We start from the raw sequence: 22,109 nt of genomic DNA, 5'->3' as shown, positions 1-22,109 counted from the left end.
AAGACCTTAATTGCTTACGCAATTACCGTTGCAGCGGTAGTTCAGTTGGTTAGAATACCGGCCTGTCACGCCGGGGGTCGCGGGTTCGAGCCCCGTCCGCTGCGCCATTTTTCATGCCCTGATGTGAAAAATGTGATCAATTACCAAGACTACACACTTCGTTGGTCTTGCGTCGTAAAAAATAATATATTATTTTTTACTCTTCAGGGCGCTTAGCTCAGTTGGTAGAGCGTCTGCCTTACAAGCAGAATGTCGGCGGTTCGATCCCGTCAGCGCCCACCATATCTTTCTTGCCTAAATCTTAAATATTCCATAGAATCCCAGCATTATAAAACAATAAAATGGACTGGATGATCTATGCGCAATCCATATCAACGCAAGGCCGCGTCTAAATCTCAAACTTCAAGCTATAACGTTCAAGATATTTACAAACAGTTTATTGAAATTATGGTCAGCCAGGGACAAGTGTTTGCGCTGTATCATGACGGCTGGGCCTTATGTGCCACACCCACCGGACAGCGCGCTTTTGCGGTCTGGCAAAATAAAAGTCTGGCCAAACTGCTGGTCAAAGACAACTGGGAAAATTACGATATTCAGGAAGTCAGCTTTAAGGATTTTATTGAAAAAGTCCTGCCATTTTTAAGGCAGGAAAGCACGCTGGTGTCAATGAATCTTAGTCCCGAAGGGCAGAACGTGCTGGTGGCACCGGAAAAGCTGCTGCTGGATATTAAAAACTATCTTTACCAGATTTATCTGCAAAAACCTGACGTCTATAAAAACCTGCAACTGCCTTCGCCACGTTCCATTCGCCTTAATTAATCTTTATTGGGTATTAATATTCATTGAGCAGCCAGCCGCTTACATAAGCAAAATATTCGCGTAACCAGGAGTTATAGCGAATATAGAGCGGCGTGGGGGCGCTATAGGGTAATGGCTGCTGATAGCCCTGTTTGCGGGCAATCGCCAGCGCACGTGGTAAATGAAAATCACTGGTCACCACGGCAATCGGATCACTGAGCTGAATGTCGTGTTGTGCCAGTAAGGCCTTGGAATTGTGGAAATTCAGAGCGGTACTGGTACTGCGTGCTTCCAATAGAATCCGTGTTTTCGGAAGATGATGCTGCTCTGTTAAATAGTGCGCCATCACTTCGGCTTCGGTCCACTGATTCCCAAAAGTGGCGCCACCACTGACGATAATTGGAATCTGCGGCAGCTGCTTGGCTAACGCGGCCCCGGCATCCAGGCGTTTGGCCAAGGTTGGCGTTGGCTGGTTGTGCTGGATTCCCCCGCCTAAAATCAGAATCGCCTGCGTATTCGGATTGGGCTGGCTATGCAGGCTTTGCCAGTGTAAGTAGCCAAAGAACAACGCCACACTGAATAGACAGACCCAGAAAGCACCCCATACTAAACGCCAGCCTTGTTGATAGATCGGGCGCTGTCGAATCCAGCGTTGTAGTGGAACATAACACAAGGCATAAATGAACAGTGCTCCACCGAGTAGCATCGGCAGCAGCGTACCAAAGTGAAAGCTGTTCAGGCTGAGCAACCACAGACCATTGGCCAGCAGTAGAACTGCAGCCATCAGGCTCAGAAGACGTTTCAGTGGGGCGTGGCTGTGACTCTGCATGGCGGAATGATCATAAATAGCGTGATGTATCTGCAGATTATAAAAGATCAAGATGAAAAAACCGGACATCAAGTCCGGTTTTTTCAGTTTTAGTTTTCAGCCAGTTAGCGAAACTTAGTAGACATCACGGCGGTAACGGCCTTCGCTGCGTAATTGATCCACCGTCGCTTCACCGAGCAGTTCAATCAGGGTCTGGTCAACATCGCTGGCCATGCCATCAATACTGCCGCAGACATAAATCACGGCACCTTGCTCAATCCAGCGTTGCAGTTCTTTGGCCTGTTCACGCAATTTATGGTGTACATAGACTTTCTGTTCCTGATCACGCGAGAAGGCCACATCCAGACGCTGCAACATGCCGGTGCTTTGCCATGCAGACACAATATTTTCATAGAAAAAGTCATGTGCGCGCTGACGTTCACCGAAAATCAGCCAGTTCTGGGTGTAGTCATGACGGATGCGCGCCTGTAATAGACTCATTAGCCCGGCAATACCAGTCCCGTTACCAATACAGATGATTGGACGGTTGTCATCAATCAGGTGGAACGACTCATTGGTGCGAATACGCAGGGCAATACTGCTCTGTAGCGGCGCATGTTGGGTGAGCCAGCCCGAACCAAGACCCAGTTGACCTTGGGCATCGGATTGCTGACGGACTACCAGACGCAAAATCTGCTGCGATGGAATGCTGGCAATCGAATATTCACGTGCCGGCAGGGTCGGTAACTGTTCCAGTAAATGCTCCAGATTGGCAAACGGCTCGATTTCAATGGTCAGGTCTTTGTCCCAGAGCGCCTGTTCAATCGGTTCACCGGTCGAATCTAGCAGGGTACCCGGCTGAATCTGATGCTGTTGCATAAAGGCTGCCAGACGCTCAGGACTGTTCCCTGGCTGGATTTCGGCAATATCACCGGCTTCCCAGTGTGCTTCGTGTTGCGGTGCCAGCTCGATATTATAGGCTGGTGCACCCAGACTGTCCGGATTGAGCAGATCACGCTGTTTCAGAATCCAGCTGTCAAAGGTCTTGTGAATGTCCATACCTTGCAATTCAAGCTGGGTGGCTTGAGCCAGTGCCGCGTTCCAGCGCTGGATATCTTCATTGCTGGCATTGTCCACTTCAATGGTGGCAAACAGAGGCTGTGCCTGATTGCGTTGTAACCACTGATCAATTTTATGACCAAAGCTGCAGTAGCTGTCCAGATATTCCCTGGAGCCCAGCGCCAGTACCGCATAACGAAGATGCTGTAAATTGGCCGAGCTGCTCAGGATTTTCTTGTCAAAGCTGGAGGCTAAATCAGGTGCTTCACCGGTACCATAGGTACTGGCTACAAACAGCACCTGTTCTACCGATTGCAGATCTTCCAGACTCAATTGCTGTACCGGTTTCACGGTCACCGGCTGATGCGCTTCCTGCAAACTGGTCGCAGTACGCCAGGCCAGCTGTTCAGCCACGCCGGTTTGGGTGGCGTAGGCAATCAGCCACGGTTTGGCATTTGGATCAACCGTGACGGCGCTTGCGCTATTCCGTGCTGCCTGGGTCAGTTTCTTCTGCTTGCGACGTTTCAGATACAGCATCCAGCCGGTCACAAAGAACAGCGGCATCAGCAGGGAAGCGACCATGGCAAAGAACTGGTACACCGGACCAAAGAAGCTGCCACGGTGAACCGGTAACATGCTGCTCATGATTTTTTCATTGAGTTTTTTATCTTCATACAGGCTGATGTCGGTGAGGCTGGCCGTCTGATAGTTATAGGTTGCACTATTGCGGGCACGTTCATGCTGCGGTACTGCATCGACAAAGTTCAGGCTGACTTCACCATTGGCCTGTTTGGGCAGATTCAGGGTCATGGTTGAGTAGTCGCGTCCCAGTTGTGCCTGTACGCCAGTCCAGGTCTGGTTTAATACAGCCTGCATTTGCAGCGAATCCAGTCCTTCCGCACGCTCACCACGACCTTCACGCGCAGCACCTTCGCCACGTTCACGGCCTTGCGGCGCACCACGCTGACCTTGCGGCGCGGCATTGGCCTGCATTTGTGGTTGTGGACGTTCTACGCCCAGCACCTTGAACATGCCATTACGCCACCAGTCATAGGACCAGTACAAACCGGTACAGGCCAGAATCAGGTAGAAAATCACCACCCAGGTGCCGACAACGGCGTGTAAATCCCAGATGAAGTTCCGGCCTTTAAGTTTCGGCTTCACAAAGAACCACTGTTTTACCGAATGCTTTTTCGGCCAGCGTAGATACAGACCACTCAAGACAAAGAAAATCAGCATCAAGGCACAGGCGCCGGTAATCTGCTTGCCGACCGGGCCAACGGTCAGGTTACGGTGTAACTGCTGGATAAACTGGAAAAATTCACGGCCTTTAATCTCGGGTAACACTTCTGCGCTGTAGGGGTTAATCAGCACATTCTGGCCGCGACGTGCGCCTTCTTTGGCAATATTGACACTCGAAGATGCTGCCGGATCGGAGGCGATAGTAATGCTATTAATTTTGGTTTCAGGTTGAGTCAGCTGAAAATGCTGATAGATTTCCGCCGGGGTGAGCTTGGCCCGGTTTTCGACCTGCACGGTATAACTGTCCGGATTCATCCATTTTAGAATTTGTTGTTCATAGGAATAAATCGCACCGGTAACACCCATCAGTGCGAGAATCAGGCCCGCACTAATTCCAAGGAACCAGTGCAGCTGGAAAAATATTTTTTTAAGCATAGCAATACAGCAGCAGTGTGAAGAGAACAATGGGCGAAATTATAACTGAAGAATAGCGAGATGGAATAGAGTTTGAATATAATATTTATTCTCATTATCATTTAGATTGGTGCAAACCGGATAAAAAAACCTCCAGCAGGGTGGAGGTTTTTTTGAGCTTACAGGCTTAAAGCTGTTTTGGTTCACCTACAGATTCAAGCAGGTGCTTACGAATGGTTTTAAAAGAAAAGTTTTTAGAATCCAGACGTTTTGGCAAGATATAAGCGCCTTGCTGACCTTTGACGGTAAAGTTCACCAGAATGAAATCCGGGGTAGAATACCATTCATAAATATCTTTCCAGCTAATCGCGCCCATGCCTTCTTGCAGGCCCATTTGCTGACGCATGATGATGCCGTGCGGTTGTACGCCTAGACGGATGCCTTTAATTTCCTGTACCGGAAATTCATTCATTTTGCGTTTGGCATACCATTCCAGACCGAATTTACGGATCAGGAAGTACAGCACCACACAGACCAGAGCTACCCAGCAGAAAATGGTGGAATAGTTCTTGATCAGGATAATCCCCAGAATAGACAGGGCCGTAATAATGCCCATGATCGCCCAGGCTTTGGTGCCAATTTTGTTGGTGCTACGCCAAATTAAAAGCTGGGCATGACGCTGCTCGGCTTCGCTAATGTCGTAGTTCACAGGCTGTAAAGTATAAGCGTATAAATTTTTCGCGGTCATAGTGGAACTAACAAATTTCAAACTCAGAAAAGTTTAGCATTAATTACAGCATTTCAGGAGTCTATTGTTGCAAAATCATCCGAATTATAACGAGGCCAGTTCGGTGGCATCCTGATCACGGTCATGGCTTAAACTCTGCTTTAGCTGACTCAGTTGATGCAGGATGGTCAGCATCAGCGATAACTGCTGCAAAATAATCAATCCCTGTTGATCTTCCTGATGATTTTGACTTAAACGCTGCCGGATGGTATGCAGCATATTTTGCGAAGACAGATCCGGTACTTCATCGTTCAGCAAGGCACCGCGAATATCTTCCAGCGCTTTATCCAGCAGGGTTAAAATCTCCGGATCTTCAATTTTTTCCCGGTGTGCCCCCAGCGCGGCAATATAGCTGATAAAGGTATGATTCAGGCACAGCAATTCAAAAGCCTGGGCTTTTTGCGAGGCATCAAAATCCGGTTCAGTGGCCAGGGTAGAAATAAGCGAGGCCAGTTCGGCATCGGTATTATGCGCTGCACGGCGTACCACGCGATAGGTCAGGCCGTTATTGCGCCCAGTTTTGTATTGCTCGACCACTTCAGTCAGATAATCACACTGCGCATTTAAGGCACGGCGAATGGTGCGCGGCAAGCGGCGGAATCTCCAGTCCGGGAAAATAAAGCTGACGCCAAACCAGGCCAGTGCACAGCCAATTAAAGTATCAATCATACGCGGCAGGGCGGCGGCAAAACCCATACCATCGAGGTTAAAGTTAATCAGCGCCAGAATGGTAATAAAGGCGGTGGCTTGTGCATACTGCTTACTGCGTAATTCAAAGAACAGAATTCCGCTCACCACCAGCAGCAACAGCTGACCTTCGACCGATGGAATAAAATATAAGATGCTATAACCGACCAGAATCCCGACCAGGGTGCCGACAATCCGCAGGCGTAAGCGGCGTTTGGTGGCGTTAAAGTTGGGTTGGGTCACAAACAGCGCGGTCAGTAAAATCCAGTAGCCGTATTCAATATTGGTGACCTGGACAAAAATATAGCCAATCAGCAGCACCGCCGATAATCGAATGGCATGCCGGAACAGCACCGATTCTGGGGTTAGATGCTGCTTGATGCGGATGACCATATCATCCCAGCCTTTCAGGTCATCATCTTTAAGCTGGTTTTCAATATGTTTGGTTTTATCCAGCTTGATATAACGCTCGGTTTCCAGGTTGCGTAACTGCGCATCAATAGATTTAAGGTTCTGATACAGGGCAAACAGGGCATTGACCCAGACCTGATCATACTGCTGTTCGCTACGCAGCTTTTGCAGCGAGTGTTTCAGGTTTTCAAAGGCATGTTTAAAACGTTTGCTGTGAATATAGGGTTCACGCTTCAGGATACTTTCGCTTAAATCTTTACAGGCCTTGCCCTGAATCGCCAGAATGCGCTGGAAACGGAACAGGATGTCGCTGTGCTCAAAAATTTTGGCCAGTTTCTGATAGTCAATATGCGCAGAGTCGGCACGTTCATGAATATCCTGGGCAATAAAATAATATTGCAGGCTGCGGCGAGTGTCTTTCTGGCCGCGGTCACCTTTTAAGCGGGTCAGTAGCGCGGTTTTCAGTTCATTAAACAGGCCAATCAGCTTGCCGTTTTCCATCGATAGGTCAATCAGGCTTTGCTGATAACTGCCGGGGGTCATATCGACATCAAACAGGTTGGATTTGGCAAACAGGAAATCGCCTAACGAGGCATAGCTTTGCGAAAGTTTGTCTTGTAGCTGCCGTACCGGGAACAGTAAAAAACTGATGGTGGAAATCAGCCCGTACCAGACTGCACCGGCCACCAGCAAGGCTGGCTGGGTGTACCAGTCTTCAAACAGGTCCACGCCGAGCATGGCATAAACCGAAATCACCAGACAGCCATAGGCAATGGTGGCATAACGCCGGCCCAGAGAACCGAGCAGAATCAGGCCAATACAGGAGATAATCAGGCCAATGGCAAACAGCACCGGATGTGGAAACAGCAGCTGAATGGAGGCGGCGGTAATAAAAAAGCCGATATAGGTATAAGTCTGGTTCAGGATTCTTAAAGAGAAGCGGTCATCAATATCGCTTAAACCGGCTGCGACCACGCCCAAGGTTAGCGGAATGGTGGCCAGCTGATAGCCGAGCAGATAAGGAACAAAGGCGGTGCCGGCAAAGGCGATCATCATCCGGATGTTATAGATAAAGGCCGTGTTGTAGGCAAAGTGTTTGAGACGTGTGAGCCAGGATTTCAAGACTGTTCCTTAAACGAAGCCAGATGCTATGCAGCGGGCAGCAATTATGTGAAACTTCACTTTCAGTACCCTGAAATAATACTATGGACTGTGTACCTTGTCTTTAAATCAGTCATTTAAAAAAGAAATATGAATATGTCCGATTCCCATGTCAGTGCAAGCCCGCAGCAGCAGTATCCATCTTCCTGGATTTTACTGCTGGCTTTGCTGACCTCGCTTGGTCCGCTATCAATTGATATGTATCTGCCGGCCTTGCCTCAAATGGCAGATGATTTTGGCGTCAGCACGCAAATGGTGGCCAACAGTCTGCCGGCTTATTTTCTGGGGCTGGCGATTGGACAGTTAATTTATGGCCCTTTGAGTGACCGGATTGGCCGTAAAACCCCACTGTATTTTGGTTTGGGACTGTATTTTCTGGCCAGCCTGCTCTGTGTTTATGCCCAGGATGAATGGAGCCTGATTGCTGCGCGGGTGTTACAGGCCTTAGGGGGCTGTGTCGGGGTGGTGATTGCCCGTGCGGCAATTCGTGACCGGCTGGATATGCAGGCTTCCGCGCAGGCTTTTTCCAGCATGATGATTGTGACCGCAATTGCGCCCATTATTGCGCCGGGTCTGGGGGCGATTGTGCTGAGCTTTTTTGACTGGCAGGCGATTTTTGTCTGTCTGGCCATCATGAGTTTAGTCTGCTGGTTATGTGTTCATTTTTTCTTTCAGGAAACCTTGCCGCCAGAGCGCCGTCTGAAATTGAATTTCTATCAGGTGCTGACCCTCTATCTGGCGATTTTTAAGGACCGCAGTTTTTATTTACCGATGATTGCCGGCTGTTTTACCGGCGGGGCGATGTTCTGTTATATCAGCAGTTCTGCCGCTGTTCTGATGGATGGTTATGGCCTGAACCAGCAGCAGTTTTCGATTGCTTTTGGTGCCAATGCGGTCGGTATTATGCTGGCCTCGACCTTAAACAAGCATTTGGCAACCAGCAGCTCTTTAATGACCCGTTTAAAAATAGGCGGTACGGTGCAGGGCACTGGCGCGCTAATTCTGGTCATCGCCGGGCTGATGAGCCATGCGCCGATTGTTGTGGTTTTTGCCGGGCTGTTTTTAGCTGTGGCCGGAATTGGTTTTACTGGCCCCAATGCCATGGCGTTGGCGATGTCGGAGCAGGGTGCCCGTGCCGGTACAGCTAGCGCGATTATGGGCAGTATGCAATTTAGCTGCGGTTTAATTGGCGGCTTAATGTTGAATGTACTGATCTGGGATGCTTTATTAAATATGGGCAGTGTGATGCTACTGTTTATTCTGATTGGGGGGAGTGCGATGTACATTATGCATCGGGAGCGGAAATTAAAAACAGCCTAACCCCGATTCATTCTTATAAATAAAAAGAAGAAACCCGGGCGGTTTCTTCTTTGCTCTTTAAGCTGTTGCAGCGTGAGGGCCAGAGCTAAAAAATTATTCTACAAATACGGCAAATTCTTCGACCGGTACGCGCGGGGTAATAAAGCTATTTACAATATGCTCTGGATCGGCATAACCCAAGGCCATACCACAGACCAGTTCTTCATCGGCCGGGGCATTTAAGACCTCCAGTACAATGCGATGAAAACTATTCCATGCCGCTTGTGGGCAGGTGTCCAGCCCGCGTGCCTTGGCGGCAATCATCACGTTTTGCATCATCATAGAAAGATCCATTTTTGAACCAATTTCCAGGTCGCGATGCAGGGTAAAAAACAGGCCTACCGGTGCATCAAACAGCTGAAAATTACGCAGATGCTGCGCGGCCATCTTCTGTTTTTCGCCTTTTTCAATATTGAGCAGGCCATACAGTCCCCAGCCATTTTCACGGCGCCGCTCAATAAACGGCGAGAACCATTGTTCCGGATAATAGGAAAAGGTGGCCTGATAATCGGCCGCACGTTCAGGATGCAAATACAGTTCAGTTTGTGCCTGACAGACCCGATCAATGAGTTCCTGACGCTTTTGACCGGTCACTACATACACCTTCCACGGCTGAATATTGGTGCCGGATGGTGCGCGGCTGGCCACGCTTAGAATATCTTTAATCATTTGCGGATCGACCGGCCGATCTAAAAAGGCACGCACCGAATGACGCGAGCTAATGGCCTGATCGACCAGTTGTACTAGTCCTTTATCCATGAAAAATCCCTTAAAATGTTTATGTTCTAATCAACTGTTGCTATATACAATAGTCTAATATTTAACCGGGTGGGTAACTTTTGCTTTTCGATAAAACTATGATAATTCGATATTTTTACAAACGAGAATTAGAAAAATTGATCAGTCCTTTATCCTTATACGTTAAAAGTGATTTTAATAAAATAAATTAATTGTTAGATTGAAAGCATAAAACGATTACAGTTTTGTGTAATTCTTTATCGATAAGACTTTTAATTATTTGATAAATAGCAAAAGTGTGATGATTAAATGACATTTAAATTAGGGATGCTTGCCATCTGAGTCAGTATTTAAAATGTCTTAAAAGAGCACGGATGCGCATTATTTTTTACTCTGGAGAAACCCATGGATCGTAAAATCCAAACTTTACTTATCACAAAAACATTAGCGGTCGCAATTACAGCAGCAATGGCCTCTACGGTACAGGCAGCAAGCACTGAACAACAACAAATTCAAGAATTACGCCAGGAAGTACAAGCACTCAAAGCTTTAATTCAACAGCAGCAACAGGTTCAGCAACAGCAACAAGTCCAGATCCAGCAAGTTCAGGCGCAACCGGCACCTGCAGCAAAATCGGCTTCACCATTTTCCTTAAAGTCGAAGGGCGGTGCTGAAGTCAATCTGTACGGTTTTGTGCGTGGTGATGCCAACTATATTGTTGAAGGTGCAGACAATGACTTCAACTCGGTACATAAGACAGCAACAGTTGGAACAAGTAATGATGTCAAATTAGCCAAAGATAAATTACGTGCAACTGCAAAAACTACACGTTTAGGTCTCGATTTTTCTTCACCAGTAGGTGACCGTAAAGTGGGCGGTAAAATTGAAGTTGACTTCGCAGGGAGCAACGATGCATTACGTATCCGTCATGCATACTTAACGCTGGACAACTGGTTATTGGGTCAAACCACCTCCAACTTCCTGTCAAACCATGCACCAGAAATGATTGACTTTGGTACCAACGTCGGCGGTGGTACTACCCGTATTCCACAAGTGCGTTATAGCCACAAACTGGCACCAGCCACTCAATTGCTGGTTTCTGCTGAAGAAGGGGATAGTTCAGGTGAAGGTTTAACGTATCGTTTACCAGTGTTAACTGCTAAAGTCACTCAAGGTTTTGCGAATGGTAAAGGTGCAGCATCAGCACGTGCTATGGTTGAAAATTATAAATCAACAACTGCAAATGATGATAAAACAGGTTGGGGTGTAGCTGCTGGTGCGCACTATCAGGTGACAGAACCTTTAAAAATTTCAGCAGATGTCTCTCATGTAGTCGGCAATAGTAATTATTTATATGGTTCGAATACGGCTTACAGTTTAGACGGCAGAAATATTGAACAAAATGAGTTTACTGCTTTCCAGGTCGGTGCAACCTATAAGTTTGCGCCAAACCTGCGTTCAACACTGGGCTATGGTGCTATTTTTGCAGATGATGGTAATGACTATGCACGTCTGAATGCTAACAATGTGAATGTCAATGTCAATGTCAATGTCAATGAAGAAGTGTACCAAGCATGGTTAAACTTTATTTATTCGCCAGTAAAACCGGTTGATTTGGGTATTGAATATATCAACGGTGAGCGTGAAACCTTTGCAGGTAACAAGTTTAAAGATAATCGTTTTGGTTTAATGGCACGTTATAACTTCTAAGTGCTGAACCAAAAAAGAGGTGGCTTGCCACCTCTTTTTTTTATTTACCAATTTTTAAAAAAACAATTTTAAATTCAGTTGCTTAAATTTATAGTTAAAAGCAATAAGTTAGACTAATAGCGAATAGCGTTAAAAAAATAAAGATTTTTAGAGAAAAAGATGCATAATGTGCGATTTTTTAAGCTGTATTGTTCAGCTTTTTCTATGAATTAAGATGTATTTGTTGGCTACATGAAGCAATGCATTTTCTATGTTTAGGAGCCTATATGAGATTATCTTTCTATAGTAAGCCTATTCAGAGATTTCAGCCTGACATTACCCTGCCACTGAAGTGTCTGTATTTTATTTTTCACTCCCTCTTTTTCAGGCAGTGCCGGTTGATATGAATTTGAGGAGCGACGCTGAGTCTTGCGCTCCAGCTCAGATGCTTCTTCGCCAACTCAGAACTTTTTCTGATTTACATTATTCATATTGCAGAGTTTTCCCGTTTATTTAAATTAAACAGAGCAGCCTTATCATAAAAGGTGCTTATATCATCAGGTTTAAATAATCAGAACCGGAAAACAATAAGCATTGACCATATTAAATGGATATTGCCATGGAATTTACTTTTAATGCGTTTTACACCTTAATTGCGGCTGTAATCGTTCTCCTTTTAGGACGTTTTTTAGTTAACAATATTGATTTTCTAAGACGTTACAACATCCCGGAACCTGTCGCGGGCGGTTTGGTCGCTGCGGTAGTGTCTTTAATCGTGCACAATTTCTGGGGCTACAGCATTACCACCAGTAGTGCGCTACAAACCAGTTTTATGCTGATTTTCTTTGCCTCCATCGGTTTAAGTGCCAACTTTGCCAAACTGCGTGAAGGCGGTATTGGTCTGGTAATCTTTCTGATCGCAATTTCACTATTCATCATTGTACAAAACTTTGTCGGGATTAGTCTGGCGACAGTATTGGGCATTGATCCGCTAATTGGTATGATTGCCGGTTCCATTACCTTAACCGGTGGTCACGGGACTGCGGGTGCATGGGGTGAAATCCTTGAGGTTGAACATGGTATTCAGGGGGCTTTGGCCCTGGGGATGGCCAGTGCGACCTTCGGTCTGATTATTGGTGGTATTATTGGTGGGCCATTGGCCAAACTGCTGATCAACCGTTATCAGTTGGCTACACCACGTACCGATGCACAAATTGAACAGCGTGACAATACGCCAGTTGAACCGGTACCGGGTGAGTTTGTGCCATTTGAATATCCGCATCAGGTGCGTTTAATTACCGCAGACAATGCCATTACCACTTTAGGTTTATTTGCAGCCTGTCTGGCCTTTGCCGAGTTTATGACCGGTTATGCCAAAGGCACGCTGTTTGAGTTGCCAACTTTCGTCTGGGCTTTGGCTGGTGGGGTAATTCTGCGTAACGTATTAGAAGGTATTTTCAAAGTCACTATTTTTGACCGTGCGATTGACGTATTTGGTAACGCTTCATTGTCTTTATATTTGGCGATGGCATTGCTGTCATTGAAATTATGGCAACTGGCAGATCTGGCTGGCCCGCTAATGGTCATTCTAGGCGCGCAAACCATCACCATGGCCTTGTATGCGGCCTTCATTACCTTCCGTGTTATGGGTAAAAACTATGATGCTGCTGTACTGGCTGCGGGTCACTGTGGTTTTGGTATGGGTGCAACACCTACTGCGGTTGCCAACATGCAGGCCGTTACCAATATGTACGGTGCTTCTCATAAAGCCTTCCTGATTGTACCGCTGTGTGGTGCTTTCTTTGTCGACTTGATTAATGCGACTGTCATTCAAGTCATTCTTAAGTTTTTTGTTTAAGTAATTTGAGTGGAAAAGCCTTGTTAAAAGGCTTTTCTTTTTAGGATGACTCAATCAGCAAAGGGTGCGAAAAAATGAATGAACAATTAAATGAAACCCTAATGTCCTGGGTGACGCTTCTAAATACCCCGCTGTGGGATTTTCTGGTGATCTTTCTGGTTGGTGTCGGGATATTTTATACCCTGATCACCGGCGCTGTACAAATTCGCCTGTTCTGGCACAGTATTAAAGCCATGAGGTCGAGCCGTAAAAAAGGCGAAGACAGTTATGGGATTACCCCATTTCAGGCCCTTGTGACCGGTTTGGCCAGTCGGGTCGGGGTCGGTAACGTTGCCGGTGTTGCGATTGCGATTGCGATTGGTGGTCCGGGTGCGGTGTTCTGGATGTGGTTTACCGCATTTTTAGGCATGAGTTCGGCCTTTGTCGAATCTTCACTGGCGCAGCTATTTAAGGTGCGTGATACCAGCAACCATCAGTTCCGTGGTGGTCCGGCCTATTACATTACCCAAGGCCTAAAACAGAAATGGCTGGGTGTAGTATTTGCGGTTGCCCTGATTTTAACTTACGGTTTCGTGTTTAACGCGGTGCAGGCCAACTCGATTATCAGTGCCACATCACATGCCTGGGGCTGGAATCAGGCCAATCTGACTGTGCCAATGGGTGCATTCAGTTTTGAACTGTCCTGGTTGGGTCTGGTTCTGGTCGTCATGACCGCCATGATTATTTTTGGCGGGATTAAACGTATTGCCAAAGTGGCAGAGAAATTTGTCCCGATTATGGCGCTGTTATATCTCGTGGTGGCGCTATATATCGCCGTGATTAATATACCGATTATTCCGGATATTTTCCGCCTGATTTTCAGCAAGGCCTTTGAGTTTGATGCCGCTGCCGGTGGTTTCTTTGGGGCGATGGTGTCGATGGCGATGATGATGGGCATCAAGCGTGGTCTGTTCTCCAATGAAGCGGGGATGGGTTCTGTACCAAACGCGGCTGCTGTGTCGGATGTAAAACATCCAGTGAATCAGGGGCTGGTACAGATGCTGGGCGTATTCGTGGACACCTTTATTGTCTGTTCATGTACCGCAATCATCATTTTGTCTTCCGGTTTATATCAGAATGCCGGTTTTGAAGGGGTGACCCTGACCCAGATGGCGCTGGAAAGCCAGATTGGCCATTGGGGTGATGACTTCCTGGCCATTATCCTGTTTATGTTTGCTTATTCGTCGATTATTGGGAACTACGCCTATGCCGAAGGTAACGTGCAGTTCATTAACAACAACCGCAAGATCATGCTGATTTTCCGTCTGCTGGTGCTGTTTATGGTGTATTTTGGCGCGATTGCTACCGTACCACTGATCTGGTCGATGGCCGATCTGTTTATGGGCGTGATGGCTACCATCAACCTGTTTGCCATTTTACTGCTGACGCCATTTGTGTTGATGCTGCTAAAAGACTTCAAAGCTCAGCTGAAGCGTGGCGTGAAAGAACCGGAATTTAAACTGGACAATCATCCTAAATTTAAAGACCGGGTTAATTCCGATATTTGGTAATACAAACAGCAACAGCCTCATCATGAGGCTGTTGTTTTATTAATAGCAGGTTATCTTTTAGATGCTTTAGCTTAGCAAAGACAGCAAACCCATATACACGCCAAAGCTACCAATCAGGCTGACCCACACCGGCAGTTTGCTTTTCAGTAAAACAATCACAAACATCACAAACGCCAGATCCAGCACTGATGTTAAATAATCCTGTCCCATATCAACAATGAGCGCGAGCAATAAACCTACCACCGTGGCATTAATACCAATCACCGCATGTTTGATTTTGTCCTGATGCATCAGCCAGGACCAATGCGGCAGGGTAGCAAAAATCAGAAAGAACGAGGGCAGGAAAATGGCGATGGTGGCAATGATCGCGTTCAGCACAGGATAGGCAGTTAAATCCAGAAAATAGCCGACATAGCTGGCAAAGCTGAATAAAGGACCCGGCATGAGCTGGGCAAAGGCATAGCCTAAATCAAACTGCTGGGCTGAGATCATGCCGGTACTGACAAAGTCCTGATGCAGCAGCGGTAAAATAATATGCCCACCACCAAAGACCAGTGCAGCAGACTGATAAAAGCCTAAAAAGCCTTCAGCCAGCAGATGCGGATTGATCCAGTTCAGCGCACCGAGCAGCAGAAATGGACAGATAAATAAGATTAGCCAGAGTGTAGTTGAGCCGAAACTGCGCTGTTCCAGCTGAAAACTCGGCGTGGTATGACTGCCGCTTTGAGGTTGTGCTTTGGCAATCCACATGCCGGCCAGACCAGCCAGCACAATCACCAGAATCTGGTTATATGACAGTGGCAGGAACCAGATCATGAGCGCAGACACAAGCATCAGCAGGTATTGCCACCAGCTTTTGCAAAAGCTTTGCAGCATTTGCCAGAAGGCCCAGAACACTACCGCCAGTACAATCAGTTGAATGGCATGAAAATACGCCGAACTGATCCACGGGAATAACTGCTGACCGATAAAGGCCAGTAGCGTCATCAGTAAGGCCGAGGGCAAGGTAAAGCCCAGCCAGGCCACCACCGAGCCTAAATAGCCACGTTTTAAATAGCCAATGGCCAGTCCAACCTGACTGCTGGTCGGGCCGGGCAACAGTTGCGCTAAAGCGACGACCTGGGCATAGTCTTCATCTTTGAGCCAGTGCAAACGCTGCACAAAAGTCTGGTGAAAAAACACCAGATGCGCGGCTGGGCCCCCAAAAGATAAGCATCCCAGCTTAAAGAAAATCAGAAAAATCTGTGAATAAGATAAAGAAGACATTGGCTAGAATTTTAAAAAACCCGACTTAAGTTTAAACTGAGCAGATGACAGTTTAACGAATTTAAACAATGCACTGCAGAAAATCTCCTTAGACTACAGCAGGCCTGTCGAGTTCAGATCGAGGAATCCATGTTGAATAAAAATCTTGGCTTTATCAGTGTGATGGGGGCAGTCATGCTGACCTTAGGCGCCTGTCAGCATCTGCCAGAACAGCATCAGGGGGTGTCCTCTCAATTACTGGCGACCCCGGCAATGGCTGAGGCCAGCCAGCAGAACGCACGCATGAACTTTAAAACATTGCCGCAATATACCGGACAGGACCCGGTCATTGCCTTGGTGCTGGGCAGCGGCGGCGCGCGCGGTTATGCCCATATTGGCGTGATTGAAGTGCTGGAGCAAAATGGCATCCGTCCGGATTTTATCGTCGGGACCAGTGCCGGCAGTATAGTCGGGTCGATTTATGCCAGCGGTAAAAGCGCGCATGAGCTGCGTCAGATTGCCCTGAACATGAAAGCCAATGATGTCCGTGACATCAAACTGGATATGAAAGGTTTCTTCGATGGCAAAAAAGTCGAGAACTATGTCAATACGCAGGTCAACCAGTTGCCGTTAGAGCAGCTGCCAATTCCGATGTATGTGGTGGCCACTGAATTAAAACAGGGCAAGAAAGTGGTGTTTAATGCCGGCAATACCGGACAGGCGGTACGGGCGTCGGTGTCAATTCCAAGCATGTTTATTCCAACCCGAATTGCCGATGCCGAATATGTCGATGGTGGGCTGGCCAGTCCGGTGCCGGTAAATGTCGCCCGCGAACTGGGTGCGGACATTGTGATTGCGGTCGATATTCTGGCCCAGCCGATGTATACCGAAACCAGCCATGTCTGGGGGCTGTTTAACCAGAATATTAATATCATGCAGAAGCATCTGGCCCAGGAAGAGCTGAAACATGCCGATATTGTAATTCAGCCAGATTTACGCGAAAAAGCACATATTTTTGATGTGCAGGGCCGCGAAGCCACCATGCAGGCCGGTGTGGTCGCCGCCTATGGCAAGCTGGGGCAGATTTCGCAGGTCTATCAGCATAAAGGCTATGCCGATGGTCACCGGATTCAAACCTATAACCTGCAACAAAATACTGTTGAGATACATTCGGGGCGCTAGAATGCTGCCGGTTTTTTTCTATAACTTAAGTCGAATAAAAATGGCAAGAATGCTCATATTGCAATTTGCTTTTGGCGTTAATTGCCTGATGTTATTCAATAAAGGTATTTCGATTCATGCTCAAAAGGTTGCGATTAATATTTAAAGTTTATATATAAGTGTATTTTAATTCAGCTATTTAAGTTTACCTGTTGTTAATAAAGCTCTTATACTGGCCGCATCAGAATATAACGATTTATCTTAGAAGCTAAAACTGAGCAGGGCATGAGTATGAAGCAATTACACATTGGACAATCTGTACAACTGGCCAGCATGGAACAAATTATTTTTACCATTAAAAAAATTAATGCCGATGGTTCCTATGAAATTGAAGCCCAGCTCGATGTACAAAATGTTTTAAATTATGGTCACGTGTCGCCGGAAATGTTGCGTCATATCAACCCGGCTTAAAAACTCAGGCAGTAAAAGTCCAATTTTGGGCTGAGCTCATCGGCCCGAATGGAAAAAATCCACCTCCTGACGCGCCTGCTGAAATCCTGTTCAAGTGGTGTCGGGATGTGGATAAATAATTGAAAATTCAAGTAATAGCGCAAAACACTATATATTTTTCTAAATAATACCCCAATCACCATAAATAATAATGATGACTTTATTGCCGAATTGAACATTTAATTTGTGTTAAAAACGATATAATAATATTCACATATCCTGTCTTTTATAAGAGCCGAAAACAAGATGTCCCCATTAGATCAGCTTAAACCCATCTTAGAAGATCAATCTGAATTAACCATGTCGGTGTTAATGACGCCAGATATGGCAAACTTTTCCGGTAATGTTCATGGGGGAACAATTCTAAAATTACTGGATCAGGTGGCTTATGCCTGTGCCAGCCGTTATTCAGGCAGCTATGTGGTGACACTTTCGGTAGATAAAGTGAACTTTAAGGAACCAATTCATGTCGGCGAGTTGGTGACTTTCCTGGCCAGTGTGAACCATGTAGGCCGTACTTCCATGGAAATTGGCATTCGCGTCGAAGCGCAGAACATTCAAAAACGCACCGTGCGTCATACCAACAGTTGCTATTTTACCATGGTCGCAGTTGATGAGCAGGGCAAACCCAAACAGGTGCCGGCCTTAAATCTGGACAATGACTGGAAACGCTGCCGTTTTGAAGCGGCAGAACAGCGTAAAGTGGCGCGTTTACAGGAAGGTACTCATCCATCTTGCAGTATTTACAAGAAGTCGATTTAAGTCTGACTTTCACTGTGTTGAAGAAAGACCTGAAATTTCAGGTCTTTTTTTATTGCCAAATTTTTTCATACCAGACGACAAAAGAATCACTCGCCAGCCGGCACCAACTGGCTTATTATAAAACGATACGTATCGTTTCGTTTTGGGCTAGGTATGGAAACTGAAAAATCATCACGGCGGCAGCAATGTATTTTAAATGCTGTGGTCGAGGCACTGGCAGAGTATGACTATAGCCATCTGACCATTGAGGATATTGCCACGCGGGCCGGTGTAGGGAAATCGACCATCTACCGCTGGTGGAAACATAAATCCGAACTGGTGTTCGATGCCTTTAAGCTGCAAACCGCCTCGATTTTTGAACTCGACTTTAGCCAGTCTTTGCAGTTTAACCTGACCCAGCAATTGTTTAAGCTGAGTCAGGCGCTGAACCATCAGGTTGGGCGGGCGGTACTGGTGGTGATGGCCGAGCAGCGTGAAACTGCCGCAGCATTTTTTCGTGAATATTTGCTGCCACGGCGTGAACAGATGCGCAAGCTGATTCAGCTGGCGATTCAGCGTGGCGAAATTGTGGCGCAGTATCCGTTTGAACTGATGCTCGACACGCTATATGCACCGATTCATTACCAGATTATTTTCTTTAACCGGATGCCCGATGCCGACTATATTCAGCAGCTGATTGAGATGGTGCTGGCACCAGTCCGGGTTCAGCCGCTTATTGATGCGCAGGAGCGCTAAGCCTATGTCTACTCAAAGTTCTGCTGCATTATGGAATCGTGCATTTATTCTGTGTCTTTTCAATAACCTGTTTCTGTTTGTTTATTATTTTGCCCTGCTAGCCGTATTACCAATTTATATCATGAATGATCTGGGCGGCACGGTCAAAGAAGCCGGTTTGGCTCTGACCCTGTTTCTGGTGTCCTCGATTGCCATCCGGCCGTTTTCCGGTTTAATCGTGGAAAAGCTGGGCAAGAAACTGTCTTTTCGTGGTTCTGAGCTGTGCTTTGTGCTGTTTGCCTTTTGCTATATCTGGATTGACAGCATGTGGAGCCTGCTGCTGGTGCGTTTTTTACATGGCATCTGGTTCAGTATTTTAACCACGGTGGCGGTACCGGTGGCCAACGACTTTATTCCAGAAGCGCGTAAAGGCGAGGGCATTGGCTATTTTGTGATGTCGACCAATTTGGGCGTAGTCTTTGGGCCTTTAATTGCCTTAACCACCATCCAGTTCACCAGTTTTCGGGTGCTGTTTGCCGTGCTGGCGGTGATTATGGCGATGGGTTTTCTGTTCTGCCTTAGCCTGAAATTACAGGATGATCGGGTCAAACCGGCCAATCCGCCCGATCCATCTGCCATGAAACCCCGGCTGAGCCTGCATGATATTGTCGAAACCCGGGTCATTCCGGTAGGGCTGGTGGCGATGCTGACTGCCTTGGCCTATTCCAGTGTGATCAGTTTTATTACCGCCTATAGTGAAGCCAAGCAGTTATTGGCCTATACCAGTCTGTTCTTTGTGGTCTTTGCTGTGTCCATGATTGTGGTGCGGCCGTGGGTCGGCAAGCGTTATGATCGTAAAGGTCCAAGTGCGGTGATGTATCCGTCCTTTGTGTGTTTTGCCATGGGACTGGTGATTGTCAGCTTTTTATCTAATCCGTGGATTTTATGGCTGTCGGCGGTGTTTATTGGTATTGGCTACGGCACCTTGTTTCCGTGTCTGCAAACCGTGGCCATTCAAACGGTCAATAAACAGCGCATGGGTCATGCGATTTCAACGTTCTTTACCCTGTTTGATCTGGGGCTGGCACTCGGTTCCGTGCTGATGGGCATCCTGATTGCCTGGATGGGCTTCCAGCTGACCTATTTACTCTGCGCCGTGCTGGTGCTGTTGACCTTGCTGCTTTACAAAGCCATGGTCACACCAACCTTGCGTCAGGCTCCCTAAGAGGCTTCAACATGGAATTAAGACATTTACGTTATTTTGTTGCGGTGGCAGAAGAGCTGAACTTTACCCGGGCCGCAGCCAGAATGTATACCGTGCAGCCATCTTTAAGCCAGCAAATTAAAGATCTGGAACAGGAGGTCGGGGTGCAGTTATTGCTGCGTTCCAACCGTAAAGTAGAACTGACTCCAGAAGGCGAGGCCTTTTTAAAGCAGGCGCGTTTGTGTCTGGACTATGCCGACAAAGCTATTCAGGAAGCGCGGCAAGTGGCACAGGCGCAAAAACCACAGTTGAATATCGGCTTTGTGCCGGTGGCCGAAATGAAAGTGTTTCCTTATATCATGCCGAATATTCGTGCCCAGTTTCCCAATTTAAAAATCCATTTTCATAGCCTGCCGGATGCCGAGCAGTTTAAGGCCTTAAGTCGGGCGGAAATTGATATTGCTTTTACCCGCTATCCAGATGAATCGGGAGCGTTTGAGTCAATCCAGATTTTTGATGAACCACTGACCCTGATTGTGCCGAAAGATTCTCCGGCGGCCAGCTTAAAACATATCAGCATCAAAAGTTTTCAGCAGCAGGATTTTGTGATTAGTGATGAGCACGCCTCACCGCAGCTGTACAAAATTATTCAGGACTTTTTAAAGCAGTCTAGGCTGGAGATTCATGTGGTGCAGCATTCCACCAATATTCTGATGAACGTTAATCTGGTCGGGATGGGCGTCGGCTGGAGTCTGGTGCCCGCTTATGTGATTCCGCTACTTGGCGATAAAATTGTGGTGAAAAACACATTGGAACCACTGCCGATGATTGGCCTCTATGCCAGCTATCGCAAACAACATCGCAGCGAAGCGATTGAGCTGATTTTAAAAGTGTTAAAAGCGCAGTTTTATATGGATTTTGGCTAAAGCGTGTGTTACACCTAACTGCATATCGGCGCAGCCGGTTTTTTAAAATTGGTGAAGCCGTTAAAGATGGACACAAATCAACAGCGTTTCTCGCCGGACAGCAGGCTTAAAATATAAGCATTGATGCACTGTCGAGGAACTCCACATGCAACTGTATACGCATCCTCAATCACGTGGTCAGACCCTAATGCCGCTATTACAGGAGCTGCAGATTCAGGATCAGATCGAGATTATTCAGGTCAGTTGGGAAGATCTGCAACAGCCAGAGTATCGGGCCATAAATCCTTTGGGCAAAGTGCCGCTACTGGTCGATGGCCCGGTTTTTATTAGTGAAACCCCGGCAATTTTTGCCTATCTGGCTGATCATTTCTTTGAACAAGGTTTGGCCCCGGCCCTGGATGATCCGCAGCGCGGCGCCTATTTCAAATGGCTATTTTTCTGTCATGGCCCATTAACCGAATGGATTGACTTGAGCAATTTCCAGATCAGTCAGGCCCAGCTCGAACAGCATAAACGCGGTTTAGGGATGGGATTGCCGGAAGATCTGATGGCGTTTTAAAACAGGGACTGCAGCAGGCCAACCCCTATTTGCTCGGTGAGCGTATGAGTGCCGCAGATTTGTATCTGGCGTACTGGCTGGCCTATGCCATTGCTCTGAAGGCCATTCCTTATTTGGAAGAATTCCGGCCGTATCTGCAATGGATGGCGCAGCGGCCATCCTTAAGTCAGGTGATCTGGTTTCAGCAGCTAGATCAGCATTGAAACAGCGGCATGAACATGAGCGCGAATAGCAAAAAACCACGCCTGAGCGTGGTTTTTTGAAGGGTTAATAACTGCTAATTGAAATATACTTATTTCTATATTATTATATACAAATGAGTAGATATGTTAGTATTGGCGTTGCAGCTAAAACACTGGGTGTTTCCATCCAAACCCTAAGAAGATGGGATGAGGAAGGCACTTTAGTCGCAGATAGAACCCCAAAAAATCACAGACGTTACGATCTAAGCAAGATCACACCTGAAC

Annotated in this window: 18 protein-coding genes, 2 tRNA genes and 1 pseudogene; 15 read left to right on the top strand and 6 right to left on the bottom strand. The window is 46.9% G+C overall.

The features are described from left to right. Window positions 1-30: 30 nt before the first annotated feature. The 3 genes from FTT63_RS03830 to FTT63_RS03820 all read left to right on the top strand — a co-directional run bounded on the left by FTT63_RS03830 (window position 31) and on the right by FTT63_RS03820 (window position 819). A tRNA-Asp gene (locus FTT63_RS03830) sits at window positions 31-107 on the top strand. Between the two features lie 99 nt (window positions 108-206). Further along, window positions 207-282, top strand: a tRNA-Val gene (locus FTT63_RS03825). Between the two features lie 75 nt (window positions 283-357). Continuing rightward, window positions 358-819: a DUF2750 domain-containing protein gene (locus FTT63_RS03820; protein WP_104471192.1), complete on the top strand. Its 462-nt coding sequence runs from the start codon at window positions 358-360 to the stop codon at window positions 817-819. A gap of 13 nt (window positions 820-832) precedes the next feature. On the opposite strand, the gene FTT63_RS03815 is transcribed toward FTT63_RS03820, so the two are convergent. The 4 genes from FTT63_RS03815 to yccS form a co-directional block, all read right to left on the bottom strand. Then, entirely contained in the window at window positions 833-1,627 is a 795-nt protein-coding gene (locus FTT63_RS03815) for a YdcF family protein (RefSeq protein WP_180192001.1), read from the bottom strand. A gap of 114 nt (window positions 1,628-1,741) precedes the next feature. Continuing rightward, window positions 1,742-4,342 carry a sulfite reductase flavoprotein subunit alpha gene (locus FTT63_RS03810; protein WP_180192000.1) on the bottom strand — a complete coding sequence of 867 codons (2,601 nt, stop codon included), beginning with the start codon at window positions 4,340-4,342 and terminating at the stop codon, window positions 1,742-1,744. A 166-nt stretch (window positions 4,343-4,508) separates the two neighbouring features. Beyond that, window positions 4,509-5,069 carry a YcxB family protein gene (locus tag FTT63_RS03805; protein ID WP_005179510.1) on the bottom strand — a complete coding sequence of 187 codons (561 nt, stop codon included), beginning with the start codon at window positions 5,067-5,069 and terminating at the stop codon, window positions 4,509-4,511. An 84-nt stretch (window positions 5,070-5,153) separates the two neighbouring features. Further along, a complete protein-coding gene (gene yccS, locus FTT63_RS03800) occupies window positions 5,154-7,328 on the bottom strand; it encodes a YccS family putative transporter (RefSeq protein ID WP_180191999.1) in 2,175 nt (724 codons plus the stop codon). A 135-nt stretch (window positions 7,329-7,463) separates the two neighbouring features. On the opposite strand from yccS, the gene FTT63_RS03795 reads away from it, so the two are divergent. Beyond that, entirely contained in the window at window positions 7,464-8,687 is a 1,224-nt protein-coding gene (locus FTT63_RS03795; protein WP_180191998.1) for a multidrug effflux MFS transporter, read from the top strand. Between the two features lie 93 nt (window positions 8,688-8,780). On the opposite strand, the gene FTT63_RS03790 is transcribed toward FTT63_RS03795, so the two are convergent. Further along, window positions 8,781-9,485, bottom strand: coding sequence for a nitroreductase (locus FTT63_RS03790; RefSeq protein WP_005179503.1), 705 nt, complete (start codon window positions 9,483-9,485; stop codon window positions 8,781-8,783). 384 nt (window positions 9,486-9,869) lie between these two features. Between FTT63_RS03790 and FTT63_RS03785 the strand changes: the two genes are divergently transcribed. The 3 genes from FTT63_RS03785 to FTT63_RS03775 all read left to right on the top strand — a co-directional run bounded on the left by FTT63_RS03785 (window position 9,870) and on the right by FTT63_RS03775 (window position 14,561). After that, complete coding sequence (locus FTT63_RS03785; RefSeq protein WP_180191997.1) at window positions 9,870-11,174, top strand: DcaP family trimeric outer membrane transporter; 1,305 nt, start codon at window positions 9,870-9,872, stop codon at window positions 11,172-11,174. Between the two features lie 598 nt (window positions 11,175-11,772). After that, window positions 11,773-13,011: a sodium/glutamate symporter gene (gltS, locus tag FTT63_RS03780; RefSeq protein WP_104505555.1), complete on the top strand. Its 1,239-nt coding sequence runs from the start codon at window positions 11,773-11,775 to the stop codon at window positions 13,009-13,011. Between the two features lie 74 nt (window positions 13,012-13,085). After that, entirely contained in the window at window positions 13,086-14,561 is a 1,476-nt protein-coding gene (locus FTT63_RS03775) for a sodium:alanine symporter family protein (protein ID WP_016659324.1), read from the top strand. A gap of 66 nt (window positions 14,562-14,627) precedes the next feature. Here FTT63_RS03775 and chrA read toward each other — a convergent pair whose 3' ends face one another. Continuing rightward, complete coding sequence (gene chrA / locus FTT63_RS03770) at window positions 14,628-15,827, bottom strand: chromate efflux transporter (RefSeq protein WP_163145560.1); 1,200 nt, start codon at window positions 15,825-15,827, stop codon at window positions 14,628-14,630. Window positions 15,828-15,956: 129 nt separating this feature from the next. Between chrA and FTT63_RS03765 the strand changes: the two genes are divergently transcribed. The 8 genes and pseudogenes from FTT63_RS03765 to FTT63_RS03730 form a co-directional block, all read left to right on the top strand. After that, the gene (locus tag FTT63_RS03765; protein WP_127798580.1) at window positions 15,957-16,988 is read left to right on the top strand and encodes a patatin-like phospholipase family protein; all 1,032 of its coding nucleotides are present in this window, start codon (window positions 15,957-15,959) and stop codon (window positions 16,986-16,988) included. A gap of 270 nt (window positions 16,989-17,258) precedes the next feature. Beyond that, on the top strand, window positions 17,259-17,438 hold the full coding sequence (locus tag FTT63_RS03760) for a hypothetical protein (RefSeq protein ID WP_227554649.1): 180 nt from the start codon (window positions 17,259-17,261) through the stop codon (window positions 17,436-17,438). A gap of 285 nt (window positions 17,439-17,723) precedes the next feature. Then, a complete protein-coding gene (locus FTT63_RS03755) occupies window positions 17,724-18,239 on the top strand; it encodes an acyl-CoA thioesterase (protein WP_005179490.1) in 516 nt (171 codons plus the stop codon). A gap of 153 nt (window positions 18,240-18,392) precedes the next feature. Continuing rightward, a complete protein-coding gene (locus tag FTT63_RS03750; protein ID WP_104488704.1) occupies window positions 18,393-18,974 on the top strand; it encodes a TetR/AcrR family transcriptional regulator in 582 nt (193 codons plus the stop codon). Window positions 18,975-18,978: 4 nt separating this feature from the next. Next, complete coding sequence (locus tag FTT63_RS03745; RefSeq protein WP_127798576.1) at window positions 18,979-20,178, top strand: MFS transporter; 1,200 nt, start codon at window positions 18,979-18,981, stop codon at window positions 20,176-20,178. Window positions 20,179-20,189: 11 nt separating this feature from the next. Continuing rightward, a complete protein-coding gene (locus FTT63_RS03740) occupies window positions 20,190-21,083 on the top strand; it encodes a LysR substrate-binding domain-containing protein (RefSeq protein ID WP_127798574.1) in 894 nt (297 codons plus the stop codon). A 145-nt stretch (window positions 21,084-21,228) separates the two neighbouring features. Then, window positions 21,229-21,845, top strand: a pseudogene (locus FTT63_RS03735) (glutathione S-transferase family protein). 113 nt (window positions 21,846-21,958) lie between these two features. After that, window positions 21,959-22,109: MerR family DNA-binding transcriptional regulator (locus tag FTT63_RS03730; RefSeq protein ID WP_180191996.1), on the top strand; the 151-nt coding region annotated here is incomplete at its 3' end.

It is taken from the genome of Acinetobacter sp. C15 (assembly GCF_013420645.1).
GTDB lineage: Bacteria > Pseudomonadota > Gammaproteobacteria > Pseudomonadales > Moraxellaceae > Acinetobacter > Acinetobacter indicus.
The sequence above is the reverse complement of the archived record's forward strand: the minus strand, read 5'-3'. Positions and strand labels throughout refer to the sequence as shown.